This is a genomic window from Nocardia yamanashiensis NBRC 100130 (genome assembly GCF_001613325.1).
In the GTDB taxonomy this organism is placed as follows: domain Bacteria; phylum Actinomycetota; class Actinomycetes; order Mycobacteriales; family Mycobacteriaceae; genus Nocardia; species Nocardia yamanashiensis.
In genome coordinates this window covers 71,593-90,269 of sequence record NZ_BDCD01000004.1, presented here as the reverse complement: position 1 = coordinate 90,269, position 18,677 = coordinate 71,593, and the positions used below count along the sequence as shown (strand labels likewise).

The 18,677-nt window shown below is 67.4% G+C and carries 23 protein-coding genes; 10 read left to right on the top strand and 13 right to left on the bottom strand.

Annotated features, from left to right (window positions below; translation table 11 throughout):
* Nucleotides 1-5: 5 nt before the first annotated feature.
* The gene (locus NY1_RS04095; RefSeq protein ID WP_067708469.1) at nucleotides 6-917 is read right to left on the bottom strand and encodes a LysR family transcriptional regulator; all 912 of its coding nucleotides are present in this window, start codon (nucleotides 915-917) and stop codon (nucleotides 6-8) included.
* A gap of 79 nt (nucleotides 918-996) precedes the next feature.
* Here NY1_RS04095 and NY1_RS04090 point away from each other — a divergent pair, with 79 nt between their 5' ends.
* Genes NY1_RS04090 through NY1_RS04080 form a run of 3 tightly spaced genes read left to right on the top strand, consistent with a single transcriptional unit; the run spans nucleotide 997 to nucleotide 2,718 of the window.
* Complete coding sequence (locus tag NY1_RS04090; RefSeq protein ID WP_067708467.1) at nucleotides 997-1,437, top strand: NUDIX hydrolase; 441 nt, start codon at nucleotides 997-999, stop codon at nucleotides 1,435-1,437.
* Nucleotides 1,438-1,480: 43 nt separating this feature from the next.
* Nucleotides 1,481-1,975, top strand: a complete 495-nt coding sequence (locus NY1_RS04085; protein ID WP_157762032.1) for a hypothetical protein — start codon at nucleotides 1,481-1,483, stop codon at nucleotides 1,973-1,975.
* A gap of 32 nt (nucleotides 1,976-2,007) precedes the next feature.
* On the top strand, nucleotides 2,008-2,718 hold the full coding sequence (locus NY1_RS04080; protein ID WP_067708463.1) for a class I SAM-dependent methyltransferase: 711 nt from the start codon (nucleotides 2,008-2,010) through the stop codon (nucleotides 2,716-2,718).
* On the opposite strand, the gene NY1_RS04075 is transcribed toward NY1_RS04080, so the two are convergent.
* Genes NY1_RS04075 through NY1_RS04040 form a run of 8 tightly spaced genes read right to left on the bottom strand, consistent with a single transcriptional unit; the run spans nucleotide 2,672 to nucleotide 10,206 of the window.
* The gene (locus NY1_RS04075; protein WP_067708461.1) at nucleotides 2,672-3,622 is read right to left on the bottom strand and encodes an ABC transporter substrate-binding protein; all 951 of its coding nucleotides are present in this window, start codon (nucleotides 3,620-3,622) and stop codon (nucleotides 2,672-2,674) included. The two genes, NY1_RS04080 and NY1_RS04075, sit on opposite strands and share 47 nt — an antisense overlap.
* Nucleotides 3,623-3,648: 26 nt before the next feature.
* Nucleotides 3,649-4,356, bottom strand: a complete 708-nt coding sequence (locus NY1_RS04070; RefSeq protein WP_067708458.1) for a class II aldolase/adducin family protein — start codon at nucleotides 4,354-4,356, stop codon at nucleotides 3,649-3,651.
* 9 nt (nucleotides 4,357-4,365) lie between these two features.
* Nucleotides 4,366-5,535 carry an LLM class flavin-dependent oxidoreductase gene (locus tag NY1_RS04065; protein WP_067708455.1) on the bottom strand — a complete coding sequence of 390 codons (1,170 nt, stop codon included), beginning with the start codon at nucleotides 5,533-5,535 and terminating at the stop codon, nucleotides 4,366-4,368.
* Nucleotides 5,532-6,572, bottom strand: a complete 1,041-nt coding sequence (locus tag NY1_RS04060) for an LLM class flavin-dependent oxidoreductase (RefSeq protein ID WP_067708453.1) — start codon at nucleotides 6,570-6,572, stop codon at nucleotides 5,532-5,534. Before NY1_RS04060 ends, NY1_RS04065 begins: the two co-directional genes overlap by 4 nt.
* The gene (locus NY1_RS04055; protein WP_067708450.1) at nucleotides 6,569-7,594 is read right to left on the bottom strand and encodes an ABC transporter substrate-binding protein; all 1,026 of its coding nucleotides are present in this window, start codon (nucleotides 7,592-7,594) and stop codon (nucleotides 6,569-6,571) included. Before NY1_RS04055 ends, NY1_RS04060 begins: the two co-directional genes overlap by 4 nt.
* Nucleotides 7,591-8,325, bottom strand: a complete 735-nt coding sequence (locus NY1_RS04050; RefSeq protein ID WP_084534630.1) for an ABC transporter ATP-binding protein — start codon at nucleotides 8,323-8,325, stop codon at nucleotides 7,591-7,593. The genes NY1_RS04055 and NY1_RS04050 overlap by 4 nt, the downstream gene beginning before the upstream one ends.
* Nucleotides 8,322-9,161 (bottom strand): ABC transporter permease, encoded by an 840-nt coding sequence (locus NY1_RS04045; RefSeq protein WP_067708449.1) that lies wholly within the window; start codon nucleotides 9,159-9,161, stop codon nucleotides 8,322-8,324. The genes NY1_RS04050 and NY1_RS04045 overlap by 4 nt, the downstream gene beginning before the upstream one ends.
* A gap of 1 nt (nucleotide 9,162) precedes the next feature.
* Nucleotides 9,163-10,206: an NrtA/SsuA/CpmA family ABC transporter substrate-binding protein gene (locus NY1_RS04040; RefSeq protein ID WP_067708446.1), complete on the bottom strand. Its 1,044-nt coding sequence runs from the start codon at nucleotides 10,204-10,206 to the stop codon at nucleotides 9,163-9,165.
* A 285-nt stretch (nucleotides 10,207-10,491) separates the two neighbouring features.
* On the opposite strand from NY1_RS04040, the gene NY1_RS04035 reads away from it, so the two are divergent.
* A complete protein-coding gene (locus NY1_RS04035) occupies nucleotides 10,492-11,244 on the top strand; it encodes an IclR family transcriptional regulator (RefSeq protein WP_067708443.1) in 753 nt (250 codons plus the stop codon).
* Here the strand turns inward: NY1_RS04035 and NY1_RS04030 are convergent.
* The 3 genes from NY1_RS04030 to NY1_RS04020 are packed head-to-tail and all read right to left on the bottom strand — an operon-like array spanning nucleotide 11,235 to nucleotide 13,474.
* Nucleotides 11,235-11,654, bottom strand: a complete 420-nt coding sequence (locus NY1_RS04030) for a GNAT family N-acetyltransferase (protein WP_233434193.1) — start codon at nucleotides 11,652-11,654, stop codon at nucleotides 11,235-11,237. The two genes, NY1_RS04035 and NY1_RS04030, sit on opposite strands and share 10 nt — an antisense overlap.
* 59 nt (nucleotides 11,655-11,713) lie before the next feature.
* Nucleotides 11,714-12,196, bottom strand: coding sequence for an NUDIX domain-containing protein (locus tag NY1_RS04025; protein WP_218028303.1), 483 nt, complete (start codon nucleotides 12,194-12,196; stop codon nucleotides 11,714-11,716).
* Nucleotides 12,197-12,253: 57 nt separating this feature from the next.
* Nucleotides 12,254-13,474 carry a helix-turn-helix domain-containing protein gene (locus NY1_RS04020; protein ID WP_067708440.1) on the bottom strand — a complete coding sequence of 407 codons (1,221 nt, stop codon included), beginning with the start codon at nucleotides 13,472-13,474 and terminating at the stop codon, nucleotides 12,254-12,256.
* 155 nt (nucleotides 13,475-13,629) lie between these two features.
* On the opposite strand from NY1_RS04020, the gene NY1_RS04015 reads away from it, so the two are divergent.
* The 4 genes from NY1_RS04015 to NY1_RS04000 all read left to right on the top strand — a co-directional run bounded on the left by NY1_RS04015 (nucleotide 13,630) and on the right by NY1_RS04000 (nucleotide 16,181).
* Complete coding sequence (locus NY1_RS04015) at nucleotides 13,630-13,884, top strand: MarR family transcriptional regulator (RefSeq protein WP_067708438.1); 255 nt, start codon at nucleotides 13,630-13,632, stop codon at nucleotides 13,882-13,884.
* Nucleotides 13,881-14,228 carry a hypothetical protein gene (locus NY1_RS04010; protein ID WP_067708436.1) on the top strand — a complete coding sequence of 116 codons (348 nt, stop codon included), beginning with the start codon at nucleotides 13,881-13,883 and terminating at the stop codon, nucleotides 14,226-14,228. The genes NY1_RS04015 and NY1_RS04010 overlap by 4 nt, the downstream gene beginning before the upstream one ends.
* A gap of 208 nt (nucleotides 14,229-14,436) precedes the next feature.
* Complete coding sequence (locus NY1_RS04005; RefSeq protein ID WP_233434192.1) at nucleotides 14,437-15,582, top strand: serine hydrolase domain-containing protein; 1,146 nt, start codon at nucleotides 14,437-14,439, stop codon at nucleotides 15,580-15,582.
* Nucleotides 15,583-15,752: 170 nt separating this feature from the next.
* Nucleotides 15,753-16,181, top strand: a complete 429-nt coding sequence (locus tag NY1_RS04000) for a hypothetical protein (RefSeq protein ID WP_067708430.1) — start codon at nucleotides 15,753-15,755, stop codon at nucleotides 16,179-16,181.
* 4 nt (nucleotides 16,182-16,185) lie between these two features.
* On the opposite strand, the gene NY1_RS03995 is transcribed toward NY1_RS04000, so the two are convergent.
* The gene (locus NY1_RS03995; RefSeq protein WP_067708428.1) at nucleotides 16,186-17,172 is read right to left on the bottom strand and encodes a GlxA family transcriptional regulator; all 987 of its coding nucleotides are present in this window, start codon (nucleotides 17,170-17,172) and stop codon (nucleotides 16,186-16,188) included.
* A 74-nt stretch (nucleotides 17,173-17,246) separates the two neighbouring features.
* Here NY1_RS03995 and NY1_RS03990 point away from each other — a divergent pair, with 74 nt between their 5' ends.
* Complete coding sequence (locus NY1_RS03990) at nucleotides 17,247-18,089, top strand: dienelactone hydrolase family protein (RefSeq protein WP_067708425.1); 843 nt, start codon at nucleotides 17,247-17,249, stop codon at nucleotides 18,087-18,089.
* A 110-nt stretch (nucleotides 18,090-18,199) separates the two neighbouring features.
* Complete coding sequence (locus NY1_RS03985) at nucleotides 18,200-18,655, top strand: hypothetical protein (RefSeq protein WP_067708421.1); 456 nt, start codon at nucleotides 18,200-18,202, stop codon at nucleotides 18,653-18,655.
* The last annotated feature ends 22 nt before the right edge of the window (nucleotides 18,656-18,677 follow it).

The following is an 18,677-nucleotide window of genomic DNA, read 5'->3' as shown; positions in this document are numbered from 1 at the left end:
CACGTTCAGGCCGGTACCCGCTCCGGTTCCGGCTCGAGGCACGACAGGAACAGCGGGACCGCCGGATTGGCTTCCTCGGCCCGCCATACCGCGTACAAGTCCAGGGTCGGAACCGGATCCAGCAACTTCACCGCCACCGACGGACTGTCCGGCGATCCCATCCCCATGGCGATCGCCCGCGGCAGCGAAGCGAACCCGACCATCGGCCGCACCGACACCATATGCGCCGTCGCTCCCGGATCGTCCGCGCTGTGCCCGACGGTCAAACTGATCCGATTCTGCGCGGCCGCCCGGAAAATCGTGTCGTACATGGCCGGGCACTGTTCCCGCGCGAACAGCACGCACTGCTGCCCTTGCAATTCCACGAACGGCACCGCCGCCCGCTCCGCGAACCGATGCCCGCGCCCCACCACCGCCACCAGCGGCACCCGATGCAACATGCGCCGATACCGGAACTCGGCCGTGCTCGGATGCCCGTACACCAATGCCACATCCAGCGAACCATCCGACAATGCCGCCAGCTGCGGCCCGGTGCGCTTCTCCCACAACGACACCGCGATATCCGGATGCCGCGCGGTCATCCGCACCAGCGCGTCCGGCAGCACATGCCGGCTGGCCACCACGTTGTACCCGATATTCACCGTCCCGGCCCGCCCCTGCGCGGTCGCCCGGGCGGCCTCTGCGGCCCGCTCCACCTGCGCCACAATCTGCCTGGCCTGAATCTCGAACTCCCGCCCCGCCGCGGTCAACCGCACCTCGTGCGAATTCCGGGCAACCAACTGCACTCCGATGGCATGCTCCAGCTTCCGCAGCTGCGCGCTCAAACTCGGCTGCGTCAAATGCAGGCGCTGCGCCGCCCGCCCGAAATGCAGTTCCTCGGCCAGCGCCAGGAACGATACGAGATGTCGAAGCTCCATACCCTCGGCCCCTTCCGGCTGAGGGCAACGCTATCCACGCCGGATAACCGAGGATGAATCCGGCCCGGACAATGGATGAATGGCCTACACCAGCTTCGTCGACGTCCTGCTCATCGCGACCCGCGACGACCGGGTACTCCTGGCCCGCCGCGCCAATACCGGCTACGGCGACGGCCTGTGGAACGTGCCGTCCGGCAAGCTGGAACCCGACGAGGACGTGGAAGCAGCCGTCATCCGCGAGGCCAAAGAGGAGATCGGAATCTCCCTGCACCGCAACGACATCCGCATGTCCACCGTCCTGCACTATCGCCCGCCCGGCGGCCCCGGCCGGGTCGGCTTCTTCTTCCACACCACCACCTGGCAGGGCGAACCTTTCAATGCCGAGCCCCACAAATGCTCCGAACTGCGCTGGTTCCCCCTCGACGCCCTGCCCGCCGACACCGTCCCCTACATCACCCTCGGGCTGGATCACTTCCGCCGCGGACTCACCTTCGGCGTAGCGGGCTGGCCGGTGATGTAAATGAAACCTTGACAAGGGCCCGGCGTAAACGCATCCTTGACACATGAGCGAAACGATCGACCGCGATACCGCTGATGAGCGGGCGGTTCTTGCGAAAATGTTGACTACCAATGCCGAATTTCTGGCCGAGGTCCTGCACCCGGCGGCGGGCACTCCGACGCCTTCGGTGATGGCCGCGTTGCGGGCGGCGCGCAGTCTCGACAGCGTCGTCGACGATGTGCTGCGGTCGCTGGTGCAGCAGGCCAGGGATGAAGGGCGGACCTGGGCCGAGGTCGGGGAGATCTTCGGGACTTCCCGGCAGGCCGCGTTCCAGCGGTTCGGCGGTGGGCCGAGCGCGATGCCGATTCCGCCGGCGCCGCCCGTTCCGCATCTCCCCCAGATGCCGCAAATGCCGCCCACACCGCCGATCCCGCCGCTGCCGAACATGCCGAAGCTGCCCGAGATGCCCGGGATGCCGGTCCCGCCGTTCATGGGGCACGCGCCGAAGGGACCGCAACCGCCCACACCGGGTCAGCGGCCCGACGGCGAACCCGCCTGAGCGACAATCGATTCCGAGGGAAAGTCCGACCGATGCCGCCGACCGCACGCCCCGCGCCCGCCGGACCCGCCTCCCGCGCGAAAGCTCGCCTGTACACGGCGGCGCGGTGCCGCTTCGCCGAGGATCGGCTCGCCGACGCGGTCAGCGGCGGTATCGAGCAGGTGGTACTGGCCGGCTCGGGGTTCGAGACGTTCGCCGCGCACAATCCGTATCCGGGTGTGCGCGTATTTGCGGCATTGGGGTCGAACACCTTCGAAAACGCGCTCCGGGGAACCATTTTCGACGAGCACGCACCGGCGTTCTTCATCCGCCTGGGTGCGGGCGCGGCGCTCACCGATCCGGCGCTCACGGCCGATCTGCACTACGTCGCTGCACGGGCCCCGGGCACGGCGATCGTCTTCGACCATGCCGCCTGCCCAACGCGAGCTCCGGACGGGGCGACCGTCCTCGGTCGTGACGGCCGCCCGATCCTGGAGTCGGCGATCAACGATGCGGAATCGGAGCGGGACATGATCGCCGCCTGTCTCGCACGCGCTGGACTCGCCGCGCTCGAGGATCTCGGTCCGGACGACCTGGCCGAACGCTATCTGCTCGCGTGCCCCGACCCCGAGCAGTCGGGTCCGCGAATCCTGTACGCCCGCAACCGTCCCAGCCGTCCACCCCGGACGGGGGCGGCGAGCCGGGTGCGCGCTCCGCTCAGTGTGCGGTGGCCGGACTCCGCTGGGCGCCGACGAAAGCGCTGATCTCCGGATCCACCGCCGCGGTCACGTCGATGCGCTTGGGCAGGAGTCCATTGGCGGCCAGCAGATCCGCGGCGCGCTGCTGTTCGGCCAGGAATTCGGGGGTGACGGGGCCGATGCCGAAGGGCCGGCCGCGCAGCGCGGATTCCCAGGCGTCGAGATCCGCGGTGCCGCCCCGGGCGGTGATGTCGTCCACGAAGTACTGCGCCGCGGCGCGGGGATTCTCGATGATCCAGGCGTCGGATTCCTGGAGCGCGGTGATGATCGCGCGCAGGGCTTCGGGCTGGGATTCGGCGAAGTCGCGGCGGGTGAACCACAGCGACGGGTGCGAGAACACCGATTCGGTGTCGACCAGGGTGCGCAGTTCGGTGGCGGCCTCCACGGCGGTCAGGCCCGGGTAGGCGCCGATCCAGGCGTCGAGGTCGCCGGACAGCAGCAGAGCGCCGCCGTCGTGCACGTCGGTGTCGACGGGTTCGATATCGGCCCAGCCGAGTCCGGCCTGATCGAGGGCGAACAGCAGCAGGGTGGTCTGCCAGGAGCCGTGCGCGATGCCGACCCGCTTGCCCTTCAGGTCGGCGACGGTGTCGATGCCATTGCCCACCTTGGTGACCAGGCGGCCGTTCTCCACGCGCGGACCGGAGATGCCGACGTAGACGATGTCGCGGTCATTGGCGAGCGCGGTGACGGGCGGGGTGAAGCCGGTGCCGATGAAGTCGTAGCCGGGTTCGGAGTACAGGTGGTCCGAATGCTGCGACGGGAGCGCGGTTTTCACGTCCACGCGGGCCGGGGCGGGCAGGGTGCGCAGGTCCACCCATTCCACGTCGGGCAGGGCGCGTTCGAGAATGCCGCGGTGGCGCAGCACGAAGAGCGAGTTGTTGTGCGGGAAGTAGCCGACACGAACGGTCACGGGGAGTTCTCCTGGGGTGAGGGTGGTCAGAGCAGGCCGCGGCGGCGCGCTTCGTCGGCCAGGCCGGTGCGCGACCACTGAACGGCGAGGTTGGATTTGTCGAAATCGACCGAGCCGCCGAGGGTTTCGGCGATGGCCTGGTATTGCGCGCCTTCCTCGAGCAGGACGACGAGCTGGGCCAGATCCAGCAGGCCCTTGCGGCCGATGACGTTCGCGCCGCCATTGGCTTCGAAGATGGCGATCAGGTCCGGATCGTCGGCGAGGCGCTCGAGGATGAAGTCCCCCGCGCCGATGCTGCGGTCGATATGCGGCGGGATGGCGCGGGACAGGGTCAGGCGCTGCACGGCGGCATAGCGGATCGGGAAGGTCCGATGGGTTTGCGCCCACCCGCCCAGCCACGGGCTGTGCACGTGCACGACCGAGGTGATCTCGGGGTGCGCCCGGAACACCTTCGCATAGCCGGTGACGAATCCGGCGGATCCCTTGCCGGACAGCACTTCTCCGTCGAAGGTGGCGACCACCGGATGCACGGTGCGGTCGTCGGCCCACGGGCCGGGTTCGTTGAGCGCGACGGCGATCTCGGCGCCGGGCACGCGTTCGACGAAATTCACGGTGCCGTTGCCGGTCACGGTCCCGGTCTCGCGCAGCACCCGGAACGCCTTGGCGGCATCGCGGGTGACGGTTTCGACGAAGTCCCGGACGGTATCGGTGAGCGCGGTCTCGATGGTGGTCAAAGCGACTCCCTAGTGGGCGAGTTGGAGCACGAAAGCGGATTCGGGGGCGGTGAGGCGGGAGCGGCCGAGCAGCGGGAGCACTTCCTCCCCGACCCGGTACGCCTCCTCCAGATGCGGGTTGCCGGCCAGGATGAACGCGTCCACGCCCAGGTCGATCAGTTCGTCCAGGCGTTGCGCGACCTGTTCGTAGCTGCCGACCAGACCGAATGCGGGGCCGCCGCGGATCAGGCTGAAACCGCACCAGACGTTCGGCTGCACTTCCAGATCGCGGTAGCCGGTAATGGTTTCCGGCACCCAGCCCTGAATGCGGGCCGCGCCGACCGAATCACCCTGGGCGGCCCGGTTGGCGGCATCGCGGTCGACGAACGCCCAGCCCTTCTCGATTTCCGCCCACGCCGCCTCCTCGGTGTGCCGGGCGACGATATCGATGCGGACCGCGAATTTCGGGGTGCGGCCGGTCTGCTCGGCGTGGGCGCGCACGCCGTCGAATTTGGCGCGCAGGTCCGCGTACGGTTCCAGCCAGGACAGGTAGTAGTCGGCGTGGCGTCCGGCGGCGTGCACGGCGGCGGGTGAGGAACCGGAGAAGTACACCTCCGGGAACGGCTGGCCGGCCAGCAGCGGCGGCAGCGCGGCGTCCTCGGTACGGAAGAAGCGGCCGTCGTGGGTGAACGGGCGGCCGTCCCACACTCCGCGCAGCACGTCGAGGAATTCGCTGGTGCGGGCATAGCGGTCGTCGTGGGAAACCTTGTCGCCCCACCACAATTGGGCCGGGCCGCCGCCTCCGCTGATGATGTTGTAGACCAGTCGCCCGCCGGTGGCGCGTTGCAAGCTGGCCGACATGCGCGCGGCTTGCACCGGGTGCAGGAAGCCGGGCTGGAAGGCGACCATGAACCGGTAGGTCGAGGATTCGGCGGCCAGCGCGGACGCGATCGCCCAGGGGTCCTCGGTGACCGGGAACGACGGCAGCAGCCCGCCCAGGAAGCCCGCGGACTCACTGGCTTTCACCACGGCCGCGGCATGGTCGATATAGCTGTAGGCGTCGAGTTCGCCGCCGCGAATGGCGGGGGCGATATTGCCGGGGCCGTAGCCGCCGGCATTGCCGCGGTTGTAGCGGCGCGGGGTGCGCAGGGAGGCGTGATCGCCTTCCATGCCGATGCGCCAGTAGACGTCGATGGTCACAGCACGGCCTCCTTCAGGGTGCGTCCGGCCGGATCGACCAGGTGCAGCAGGTGTTCGCCGAGGCGATGCACCTCCTCGATATGCGGGTGCCCGCTCAAGGTGAAGCTGTCGATGCCCGCCGCCGCGTACACCTCGAGCTGACGGGCCACCTGCTCGTAACTGCCCACCAGGCCGATGGATTGGGGGTAGCCGAGGGCGTCGAACCCGGCCCAGCGGCCGTCGCCGAGGCTCAGTGAGCTCGCGCCGGGTCCGTCGGGGCGGACTTCGCGCCATTGGCGTTCGGCGCGGGCCCAGGCTTCGTCCTCGGTTTCGCGGGCGATGATCGGCAGTTCGAGCCCGGCCCGGACGTGGCGACCGGTGGCCGCGGTGTGCACGCGCAGGGCGGCCAGCCGTTCGCCCAGGTCGTCGCGGGATTCGGTGAACACGTGCACGTCGCCGTGCCGGGCCGAAAGGTCCAGCGCGGCAGGGGAATCGCCGGTCAGGTAGACGGTCGGGAAGGGCAGGCCGGACAGGATGCCCCGGAAGCCGCCGTCGATGACGTCGTAGTGTTCGCCCGCGAACTCGAACCCGGTGCCGCGGAATCCCGCGCCGGGGACCGGTTCCTGGTTCCAGACGCCCCGGGCGACGGTCAGGAATTCCGCGGCGCGGGTGTAGCGGTCGTCGCCGGTGAGGCGGTCGCCGCGGCTGCGCGCATCGTGGTCGTCGGTCTCGACGGCCAGCCGCCAGCTCAGGCGGCCCGCGGACAGGCGTTGCAGGGTGGCTGAGAGCTTCGCCGCGTATACGGGAGTGCCGAAGGCGGGCTGGAATTCGACGGTGACGCCCGCGTACCGGGTGCCGCGCAGCGCTCCCCCGGCGACGATCCAGGATTCCTCGCCGAGCGGGTCGTAGGGGGCGAGCACGCCGTCCAGGCCCGCGAGTTCGGCGGCGTTGACGACTTGCCGCAGATCGTCGAGGCCGGAGACGCCGCGGTGCCGGTAGTTCGGATCGGCGCGGCGGCCGTCACCGCGGCTGGGCAGTCGCCACAGGTACTCGGTCATGCCGCGACCTTTCCGGCGGCGACCAGTTCGCGGGCGCGGGCGAGGGGTTCGTGGGCGACCCAGGAATCGAGGTCGAAGTCCGCCGCGAGGAAGCCGTGGGTGTAGAGGAACTGCTTCTGCACGCCGAGCAATTCGACGCGCTCGGGATCGAGCGACGGATGCAATCCACGATGGAAGGCGTCACCGTAGGCGGCGACGACACCCTCTGGGCCGGAGAGGGTTTCGCGTTGCAGCACCTCGCGCACGCCCTCGGCGTGATCGCCCGCCCAGTCGGCGGCGCGCAGGCTCTGCGCGAGGAAGCCGATCACCGCATCGGGATTGGTGTCCAGGAGTTCCTGGTGCACGGTGAGCGGGCGCGGGGTGCCGTTGTTGACGCGCAGGCGCTTGCTGTCGGTGGCGTCGAGGTCGACCGCCACGCGCAGGCCGTGCTCCTTCGCGACTTCCTGGGCGCGAGCGCCCTTCACGTAGATGGCGTCGACCTCGCCGTTCAGCAGCTCCTCCACGCCCCAGGTGATGTTGCGGGCGCGCTGCTGAATCTCGGTGCGCACCTGCGGATCCCGCTCGACCTTCAGCTCCGTGACGCGCACGTCCGCCAGGGTCAGCCCGGCCAGGCGCAGGGCGCTGGCGAAACCGTGCAGGGCCATGGCGCGCGGGAAGCTGCGCGCCTGATCCTGTGCCCATCCCGGGATGCCGATCCGCGCTCCGGCCAGACCGGCGGGATCGGCGATCTGCGAATCCGGGCCGACCAGAATCGCCTGCGCCTCGTCGATCCAGGTGAGGCCGATGAGCCGGGTCGGGGAACCGGCGGCGCGGGCCGCCAGCGCGGGCACATTGCCGCCCTCGCGGATCAGCCCCGACAGGGCGTGGTCGAAGTGGAACTTGGCCAGCTCCGGGCCGGCGTCCTGCAGCACGCCGAATTCCAGGCCGTTGCGCTGCGCGTTCTCGCCGAGCCAGCCGAGACTGTGCGCGAGGCCGCTCGCGGTGGGGACCGGGCAGCGGGTGTACCAGAGGGTGTCGGTCATGAAGCGCTCCTGGCGGTTTCGATGGTGTTGCGGCCGACGCCGAGCTGAGCCAGGAACGCGGTGCGATAACGCAGGGCGTCCGGATCGGTGTGGTCGCGCGGGTGCGGGAGTTCGATTTCGGTGTCCACGGCGAAGCGGCCGTGATCGAGGATGAGGACCCGGTCGGCGAGGCGGATGGCCTCGTCCACGTCATGGGTGACCATGAGGACGGCCGGGCGGTGGCGTGCCACCAGATCGCCGACCAGGTCCTGCATCTGCAGCCGGGTCAGCGCGTCGAGGGCGGCGAAAGGTTCGTCGAGCAGCAGCAATTCGGGTTCGCGGACCAGAGCGCGGGCCAGGGCGGCGCGCTGGGCTTCGCCGCCGGAGAGGGTGGCGGGCCATTGCCGGGCCTTGCCGTCCAGGTGCACTTCGGCCAGGGCGCGCAGTCCCGCGTCGCGGGATTGTTTCGAACGGCGCTGTCCGACGATCACATTGGCCAGCACGCGTTTGGACGGGATGAGGCGCGGTTCCTGGTAGACGGTGGTGCGGGCGGCGGGGACGAGCACTTCCCCGCTGTCCGGGGTTTCCAGTCCGGTGAGCAGGCGCAGCAGGGTGGTCTTGCCGGTGCCGCTGGGGCCCAGCAGCACCACGAACTCGCCGCGGCGCACGGTCAGGTCGACGCCGTCCAGAACCACTTTGTCGCCGAAGGCTTTACGCAGTCCGGTGAGCTGGACGGCGATCGGGGCGGTCATCGGATGGCCACCTGACCGCGCCAGGGCATCGCGTAGCGTTCCGCGATGCGGACCAGGCCATCGAATACGAGGCCGAGTACCGCGTAGAGGACCACGCACAGCACCATGTAGTCGGTGCGGTTGTATTCCTGGGCGAGGGTGACCAGGTAGCCGACGCCTTCGGTGGTGCCGACCTGTTCGGCGGCGATCAGTCCGGTGATGCTGATGGACAAGCACACTCGCAAGGCCATGAGCACGCCGGGCAGCGCCGACGGCAGGATCACTTCCAGCACCAGGCGGACGCCCGTCAGGCCGAAGCCGCGCGCCGCCTCCACCACCTTGCGGTCCACGTTCCGCACGCCCAGGTAGGTGTAGGCGTACATGGGCGCGACGGTGGCGACGGCGATGAGCAGGACCTTGTACAGCTCGTCGATGCCGAACCAGGCGATGAACAGCGGCACCAGCGCCAGGAACGGGACGGCGCGCACGATCTGCATGGTGGAATCCACCAATTCCTCACCGAGGCTGGACAATCCGGCGACGAGGCCGAGCAGCAGGCCGACGGTGACGCCCAGTGCGACGCCGAGGGCGGCGCGGGTGAAGGACGCGAGGGCGAAGTCGACCAGCTGGCCGTTGCGCAGCAGTTCGGCGAAGGCCGACCAGACCTTCGGCGGTCCCGCCAGCACTTGCGGGGACAGCGCGCCGGTGGCGGAACCGATCCACCAGCCAGCGAATATCAGCGCGGGCAGCAGGAAGCGGAGGGGCAGGGAAAGCCATGCGGGTCTGGGCTTCTCGACGCGATTGCGCGGAGGCGCGAGATGCGACAGCTGCTCGGTCGGGGCGATGAGGACGGCCATGTCAGCGGCCGGACTTCAGGGCCGCGAGCTGATCGGGCGTGAGCTTGGACTTCAGGTCGTAGAAGATGTCGGCGGCGGTGATCTTGCGGCTGATGACGCCGTTGTCGGCGAACAGGTTCACCACATCGGCCAGGTCGGCGGCATCGGATTCGGCGGGCAGGCGCGGCACGGTGACCTCGCCGCCCACGCGCAGGGCGTCGGCGAGTCGGGCGCCGCTGAGCGCGCGCGGACCGGTCTGTTCGAAGACGTTCTCGAAACCGGCCGGGTCGGCATGCTGCTGGGCGGTCAGCGACTGCAAGGTTTCCAGGTATTTCGCGGCCACATCGGGGCGACTGTCGAGGATCTCGGTGCGGAAGACCACCACCGAGTTGTCCTTGGAGCCGATGCTCTGCTCGGTCGCGATCTCCACGCCGCCATTGGCTTTCGCCTCCTGGTAGGGCACGAGGAACGAGGCCCAGGCATCGACCTTGCCGGTCGCGAACGCCGAGGCGGCGTCCTTCTGCTGCAGCGGCACCCGGGTCACCTTGTCGGCCGGGATGCCGGCCTGAGCGAGGGCTTTCAGCAGGATGTACTCGCCCTTGGCGGCCGGGTTCACCGCGACGCGCTTGCCGACCAGATCCGCCACCGAGTGGATGCCGGAGTCCTTGGCGGCGATGATGCCGCTCTGGTCCTTGCCCACCGGATCCTGCACGGCCACGATGCGGACCGCGACATCCTTGGACAGCGCGCCTACCACCGGGCTGAACGCGGCGCCGGAGACATCGAGTTCCTTGGTGTTGAACAGCTTCAACATGGAACTGAATCCCGGTGTGGTGGTGACCCATTCGACTTTCGCGCCCAGCGGGGCGAGGGCCTTGTCGAAGGTGCCGTCGCGCTTGGCCACCGCGAGCGGTCCGGAATTGCCCGGATCGGCCACCTTCAACACCAGCTCCGCTCGCGGTCCGGAATCGGAGTCCGATCCGGATCCACACGCCGCCACCAGAGCAACGATGGGGGCGAGCGCGAGCGCGAGACGCCAACGGTTTGGCCGGCGTGTGCGGAACATCGTGGAACACCTCTTCCGAGTCATGGATCGCAATCGATCGATGACTGGCGACAGTAGGGGGCGAGGGCGGGTGCGGCGAGGTAATGCTTTCCGAGGATCGGAAGGATTGACAGGGTGCACCCGGAAAGGTTATGAGCCGGGAGGTTTCGGCTGGGACGGTGAAAGCACGTGTTCTCGACAGGTTTTCGCGCACCCCGAGCGAAACCCGGCGATCATCGCCGTCTTTCCACTTGATGGAAACCTGCTGCTTATCCCCGGCCATGTCGTTGTGCTACCGTCGCCGACGTGGAAGCCTCCGGAGTGCAGACCGTCGCCCGCGCCCTATCGGTTCTCGACTGCTTCCGGAGCGGCGAGGAACGCGGCGTCTCCGAGGTCGCGCGTCAGCAGGGGCTGGCGGTCAGCACCACCCATCGCCTGCTGGCCGCGCTCGTGCAGGCCGGTTTCCTGGAGAAGGACGAGCTGTCCAGCCGGTACCGAATGGGCGGCGCGCTGGCCGAATACGGGCAGATCGCCTATCGGCAGCACCGCATCTACCTGGCCGAACCCTGCCTGGAACAACTGGCCGCCACCACCGGCGCCAGCGCCTCCGTCGCCATCCGGCACAGCATTCACGCCGTGCTGCTCGGCACCAGCCGCTGGCGCGAATCCGACGGCCACGCCCTCATGGGCGTCCGCCTCCCCCTGCACGCCAGCGCGCTCGGCAAAACCCTGCTGGCCTTCTCCGACACCCCCGACGAATTCCTCGAATCCCTCCCCTACGACGAAGGCACCGATCGCTCCGTCTCCACCCCCGCCGAACTGCGAGCAGAGCTGTCCCGCACCAAATCCCGCGGCTACGGCTACAACAACGAGGAACTGGATCCCGGCTTCCGCACCATCGCCCTCCCCATCCTCACCCCCACCGGCGACTGCCGCTTCGCCCTCGGCCTCCGCGGCCCCACCAGCCTGATGATCCCCGAACGCCTCCCCTTCCTGGCGGATCTGGCGAAGGTGACCGCAGCGGAAATAGCCGACCGCTTCGCCGCCCCTCACCCCTGAACGCGATAAACCCGCGACTCCCGCACCCGGAACCCGAGCCGCTCATACAACCGATTGGCCGCCACCCGCTCCGCCCGCGACGTCAAATCCACCGTCCGCGCCCCCGCATCCCGCGCCCGCCCCTTCGCCTCCTCGATCAGCGCGGCGCCCACCCCCTGCCCCCGCGCCGAATCATCCACCACCACATCCTCGATGCGCGCCCGCAACCCCGACGGAATCGGAAACATCACCAAACTCAATGTCCCGACGACCTGCTCCCCGCTCCGAGCGACCAACACGGTAGTAGATTCCGCAGAAACCAAGCGCTCCAACGCTTCCCGATCCAGTTGCTTCGCCGTACTCGACAACTGAGGCACCAGCCTCGCGAAAGCCTCCACGATCTCGTCATCGATCACGGTCAGCGTTTCCACAGTGACAGCCATCCGGCCACCGTACTGGCCCATCCGTTGTCGTCGCGCAACGGCGAAGATCAGCCGATCACGTACCCGTCCTCCGAATAGACCGCGATCCCTTCCCGGCGAGCCCGCAGCGCCCCGGATACGCGCCGAGCCAGCGCGGCCGGCAGCAATCGCTTGATCTCGTTCGCATCGCACCACGCCCAACTCCGAAGCTCGTCCGCGGGAAGAACAATCGCCGCCGCCCGCTCGGCCGAAAGCACCCCGCCATCGAAAACCACCATCACCCCGTCACCAGGATAAATGCCCGACGGCACCCAATCGGTCACGAGCAACCGCCCCAACTCGATCTCGAGCCCCAACTCCTCCCGAATCTCCCGCACCGCCGCAGCGGCAGGCGACTCCTCCGCCTCCACCACACCACCCGGGATCTCCCAATAGTCCTTGTAGGTAGGTTCGACGAGCAGCACCCGTCCCTCGTCATCGACGAACAGAACACCGGCACCCATCCGCTTGCGAGGCAGGTTGGCGATCAGGTCTGTGGTTTCGTTGCCCATAGATCAAAGGCTATGTGCCGCTGGTCCATCGCAACGGTCACGTGCTTTCCAAGCTGTTCACACGCTGCCGTCGATGCCCAAGTTCGCCGCGAGGCGAGTGGCGTCGTCGCGTACGGTCTCGCCGCCGTTCTCGACCAAATCGGGCACCGCAGACTGCGCGAAGAGTGAGAAGCCGAAGGTGTCGGGCGATTCCTTCTGCGCCTTCGTCAGCATGGTCACGGTCGCGAGTGCCTCGTCGCGCATGTGATACGCCCGCGCGGTCTCGGCCATGTGGAAGCTCCGCCGAGTCGCGGAGGGCATCTTGGTCAGGTCTACCCGCGCGGCCTGGCGGATGGCGTAACCGCTGTGCATGAGGTCAGCCTGGATGGTGATCATGTAGGCGTCCACCATGACGCGGCCGAACATCAGCCACGGGTGAATATAGTTGTCGCCCAGCGCTTTCGCCGCCTTGTCCGCCTCATCCCAGCAGCGGAGAGCATCGCCTTCGCGGCCGATCTTCGCGTAGGACAACGCCATCGCGAGTTTCAGGAGGCCCCAGAGCGCGAGGTCGTTGCCACCTTTGTCGGGGGTGAGGATTCCGCACATCTGGTGTGCCAGTTCGACGCGCGCTTCATGTGCTTCGCCGGCATCGCGGTAGACGTGGTTGACGTACCAAGCGGCGGCAGCCATCGCGTGGGGGTCGTCGGCGTCTTGGGCGGCGGTCATGGCGCGGTCGCCGGACATCAGCACCAGTGCCGCAGGAGGCTGGAAGCTCAGGTACAGCTGGGTCAGGTGGTAGACCTGCGCCAACATGGTCTGCGCCTTCCGGCGCTCGAGTCCGTCCAGCTGGCGGACCGCCATTCGTGAGTCTCGCAGCAGATCCGGAAGCAAGGTCGCGACCGCTGATCGTTGATAGGCCGCACCGTGCCAGAGCGCCCAAGCCTGGCGGACCCGGGCGGCCAATGCCTCGGGAGACAAGTCCGCATCGCCGCTGCTCGCCGTCACCGGGTAGGAGACCAGCGCATCGGTGATCTTCGGCAAGGCCGGATGCACGGTCTTCCCATAAGCCGACCGCTGCAACGGCTGCGGCCCCGTCAGCTGGACCAGGTCGCCGACACCGAGTATCTCGGCGAGGCGGATCAGCATGGGCAGGCGTGGCTGCTGCAAACGCCCCGTCTCGAGCGCTTTCACCCAGCTGGCAGACCTACCGGCTAGTTCTCCGAGAACAAGCCGCGTCATACCCGCCTGCGTCCGAAGCTTCTGCAAGCGCTGCCCAAATTCGTTGTCATCGCGAACCATAACGGTCACCGAGCCAATCAAATTTCGCTCTGCGATAGGGGCACAGATTGTGCCCCTTCTCCATTGTGGCACCTGCGACCGTGAAACGGCACACATCGGATTCGCTCATCGCACGTACCACTTGGACTCCCCCGGATCGGAGAGCAGTGAGACTGATGGCGCTCACCCATCACGAAGCGAAAGTACTGGCAGCGCTGACCTTCTCGGCGACAGCATCGGCCCTCACGGTCAGCGAACTGTGCAGATTCACCGGACTGTCCGGATCTTCCGTCCGCCGGGCGCTGCTACGACTCTCGCGCGACGGCCTGGCGGTCGACACGCATGGGGTCCCGGCGCGGTGGCGGCCGACCGAGCGTGGCGAGATCGCGATTCGCCGCCCGTTCTACCGCCAGTACGGAGGCGTCCGGTGATCGCCGACATCCAACCACTCCATCTCCGGCCCGCCGTCGGGTTCATCCGACGGGCCATCTCGGCCGGCGCCCGGGCCCGCGATGAGGACGAAATCCATACCACGGCAGCACGACTCGGGTACACCATCGCAGCCATCGTCTACGACGTCTCCCGGCGCGGCACCGCCATCAATCAGCTCATGGCAATCGCGTGGAGCGAGGACGCCGAGGCCATCGTGATCCCGAGTCGCGCACACCTGGTCGCCGCATCCATCGACGACCTGCTCCCCTTCGGGGACGTGATCCTCGTCGATTCCGGGCAGCGGTTTACAAGATCCGGGCACGGTGTGGCAGTCGTGGATTGAACCTCGACCGCCGAGAGGAGGAATCACGCCCTTCCGAAGCTGCACGACGGTGAGGCTGCCCGTTCCGGCCTTTCGGGGTGCCAGCACCACCATTAATAAGGGAGTTGCCTGGTTGGTGTGCGTGGTCCGAACGCTCTTAGCTTGATCGTGGAAGCGCATCAGCTGGAGTGGAGAGGGAATCGGGTTGCGAGCGAATGGTTTTCGCCGTGTGGTGATCGGGTTGGTGGTTTCGGGGTCGGCAGCCGCCGGGGTGGCGTCGTGCGGCCTCGCCGGTGGTGGGACGAGCGAACCCATCGTGGTTGATGGGGGACGTTCCGAAATTGTCGGTGAGTTGGGCGCTCTGGTCGATCGTCATGGGCTGCCGGGTGCGCAGGTCGTGGTGTCCGATCGCGGCGGGAGTTGGGTTGCTTCGGCGGGAGTCGGTGATGTGGAGCAGCGCACGCCATTTCCTGACGAGGGCCGGGTGCGGATCGGCAGTAACACGAAGACTTTCACCGCGACGGTGATACTTCAGTTGGTGGCAGAGGGCAAGGTGGATCTCGATGCGCCGGTCGAGCGATATCTGCCCGGCGTCGTGCGCGGGCAGGGATTCGACGGCAACCGAATCACCATCCGGAATCTGTTGCAGCACACCAGCGGACTGCCCGAATACGGGGAATTGATCGATCCCCAACTCCGCGCGAACCCGTTGACGCAATTCGATACCGGCGAGCTCGTCCGGCGCGCGCTGGCTTTGCCCGCCGTGTTCGAGCCCGGTGCGCAATGGAGTTACTCCAACACCAACTACCTGGTGGCCGCCATGGTGATCGAGCAGGTGACCGCGAGCACGATCGACCGCCAGATCACCAGCAGGATCATCGAACCACTCGGCTTGCGAGCGACCTACTATCCGGCGCGGGGAGAGACTGTTCTACGCGACCCCCACCCGAGCGGTTATCTCCTCGTCGACGGTAAGCAGACGGACATCACGCGACTCGAGGTGTCGGGAGCGGGAGCGGCCGGCGCGATGGTCAGCACCGGAGCAGACCTGAACACCTTTTTCACCGCATTGCTTTCGGGCCGACTGCTGCCGCCCGCCCAACTCGCCGAGATGAAACGCACCGTCACGATCGACGCCCCAGGACCGCCCCTCGGCTACGGGCTCGGCCTCATGCACCGTGAACTGTCCTGCGGAAAAGACACCTGGGGCCACGGCGGCGATATCGACGGCTTCCAAACCCGAGGCGGCGTAACCGCCGACGGCCGCGCGGTAACCGTGAGCGTCAACCAGATCCCATCAGACCTGGACGCAATCGACGAAATCATCACCGACATCATGAAAGTCGTAGACACGGCCCTCTGCGCAGCGCCTTGATCCGCACTTCTGGTGCACCCACCGATGACACCGGTGCCGGCCGCCCTCTCCCTATCCCCGCGACTATCCAACTCGCGCAGCCCACGTGAAGCAGTCGGATTGCGATCCAGGGCCCCGGTAAGCGGCTCGGGTTGAGACCAAGACGTCGAGACGCGAAATATGCTGTTGGCGTGTATGTTCCGTGCTCGGTCTTCCGGCGTACTCCCCTGGAGCGGGCTGATCTAGAGCTGGCGTGGCATCGCGATGACCAGTGGTTCTTCGCCGCCGGGGCCTGCCACATCCTCGCTTATGCCTTCCTCGACCTGCATGCGCGCGGGTTTGCTGCGGTCGGATTGTGGCCGGCGGCGGAATCCGATCCCAGCCACGTCTATGTCAGCGATGGGATGTGGGCGTTCGATCACTGCGGTTGGACATTGGAAAGTGAGCTGCTCGCGGCCTCGCACGCCGCAGAACCGACCGCGAACTATCAGGGCCGTCGACTAGATATGGGGTTGGATGAGCTGTGCGCCAGGCATTGGCATCGCACCCGCGCGGAATTCCTCCACGATCCTTGGCCGCGGGCTTGCCGCTACATCGCACGGATGGACACTCGCTCCTAGACGGTCAGGTCGATTCGGTCGCTCGAGTGCGGGTGGCGGTGGGTGTCTCGCCGGTGTGCCTGCGGTAGATGCGACGGAAGGCTGCTGGGTCAGCGTAACCTACCGCGCCTGCGATCATGTCCACGGGTTCGCGCGTGGTCGTGAGCAGGGTGACTGCTTGGCCGACTCGGAGGCGATGAACGAATTGGGTGGGTGAGACGCCGACGCGGTCGCGGATGCGGCGGGTGAGGGTGCGTGGGGAAACTGCTGCGGCACTGGCTAATTCGTGTAGTGATAGTTGGCGGTGCAGGTTGGCGTGTACGTGTTGCTGCACGGCGCGCAGGACTGGATCGGTGGAGCGTAGATGCTCGAGCACCATGTAGCGCGACTGCGACATGCGGGCATCGAGGACCAGGTAGTGAGCCACCTGTTCCGCCAGTGCGCCGCCGCGGAGGCGGGCGACGAGGGCCAGCATCAGGTCGGTGTGGGCGAAAGCGGCTCCTGCGGTGAGGATTTCGCCAGCGTCGACCACCATGCGATCAGACTGCACGGTGACATCGGGGTAATTGCGTGCCAATAGCGGCGCCAGCCACCACGTGGTCGTGGCGGCCCGGCCCGACAGCAGACCCGAGGCCGCGAGCACGAAGACCGCAGAGCAGGAGGCAGCGACCGTCGCGCCGGAATCTGCTGCACACCTGATGCTTTCGAGAATCGGCACGGTCTGCGGTCGGCTCAGCAATTCCTCGACCCGCGCTTCGCTGGTCGCGGACGGCCCCGGCAGCACCAACACATCTCCGGGTTCGAACTCCAGCGCGCCGAACGGTGTTTCGGTATCGACGCCGATCGATCGCCCCCCGCTGGACCGGACCGGCAGCCCATCGAGCGATACGACACGCTGCCGCAGCCGCCCACCCGTCCCATCACCGGCGATACCCGCCGCCGTATCGATGATGTCGATCCCGAGGCCGAGCGCACCTTCGAGCACACCGTCCAGCGCGAGGTGGGTAATCATGTGGCGAGATTAGACCGAAGAGTGGCGTTCCCGCCAATGGTGCCGCGCCGACCTGCTACGGCAGGGTTTGCGATGTGCAGCAATCTCCCCCACAGGACTCCCTCGACGACGACCTCGCCGACTTCACACCGCGCTCCATCACCCTCGACGGCGTGACGCGAACGGTGTACGTCAGCGGCACCGGACCAGCGGTCGTCATCATGGCGGAAATGCCCGGCATCAGCCCCGACGTAGCCCGATTCGCCCGCTGGGTGCGCAACGCCGGCCTCACCGTCTACCTGCCGTCACTGTTCGGCCGCGACGGCGCCTACCCCGAAGCCGAAGCCGGCCTGGAAGTCTTCAAACGAGCCTGCGTCAGCGCAGAATTCCGAGCCTTCGGCGCAGGCAAATCCAGCCCAATCGCCGTCTGGCTCCGCGCCCTCGCAGCCCTGGCCCACCGCGAATGCGGCGGCCCCGGCGTCGGCGCACTGGGCATGTGCTTCACCGGCAATTTCGCGCTCACCATGACGCTCGAACCCGCGGTACTGGCGCCTGTCGTATGCCACCCGTCGCTACCACTGGACGAGCCTGGCGGACTGGAGATTTCACCCGAAGAACTCACCGCCGTCCGCAACCGTCTCGACCGCGACGACCTTGTAGTCCGCGCCTACCGCTTCGAAGGCGACCGCTTCTGCACCGCCGAGCGCTTCGCCGCCTACGCCACCGCCCTGGGCCCCCGCTTCGAACCCCGAGTACTACCCGCCGAATCAGCGAACCCCGCACCGCCACCATTCTTCTCGAAGATCGTCGGCTGCCCACACAGCGTTGTTACCGCCCACCTGGTCGACGCCGAAGGTGAGCCGACCATCGCTGCCCGCGACGAGATCATCACCTTCCTCGTGGAACGGCTGACCGCGGACGTCCCGTTGCAGGGATAGCGCGTCCGCCGCCCGCACAGCATGGAGGCCTTCAAGCTAACGTCGCAACCCGCTCGTACAGGACCTGCTGAAACCCGTTCGTGCACTGTCGATCGGACGCAGAATGGGCTATGGATAGTCGTTTCCAGCCTGACGCCGAGGATCAGTTTCTAGCCGCCCTGGCAGGGCTGTTGGTGGTGCTGATCGGGCTGGCCGGAATCGGATACGGTTCGGCAGTAGTTTTCAACGGTTTCGCGTTCTTGTCCGGGCATGGCACAGAGCGGACCGTGTATGTCGAATCGGTCGATATGCTGTGGAGTGAGACCAGTAAGGATGTTACCGAGGGAGTCGGGTACTACATCGATGCCGACGGGACTCGCCATGCCTGCAGCGTGATACAGGATGGCTTGAAACCGGGGGCACAAGTGCAGGCCCGCTCCCCTGTGATCCCGATTCATCCGCCCTCGGTGTTCTATGACCACGGCGAGGCCCGAGCCATCATATTTCTGGCACTCTTCTTCACGATCCTGGGCGGCGGCCTAACGCTGGGATTCGGATCGTTCTTGCTCTCCATAGGGCGCTTCTAGCTACCCGAATCCAACATCATGC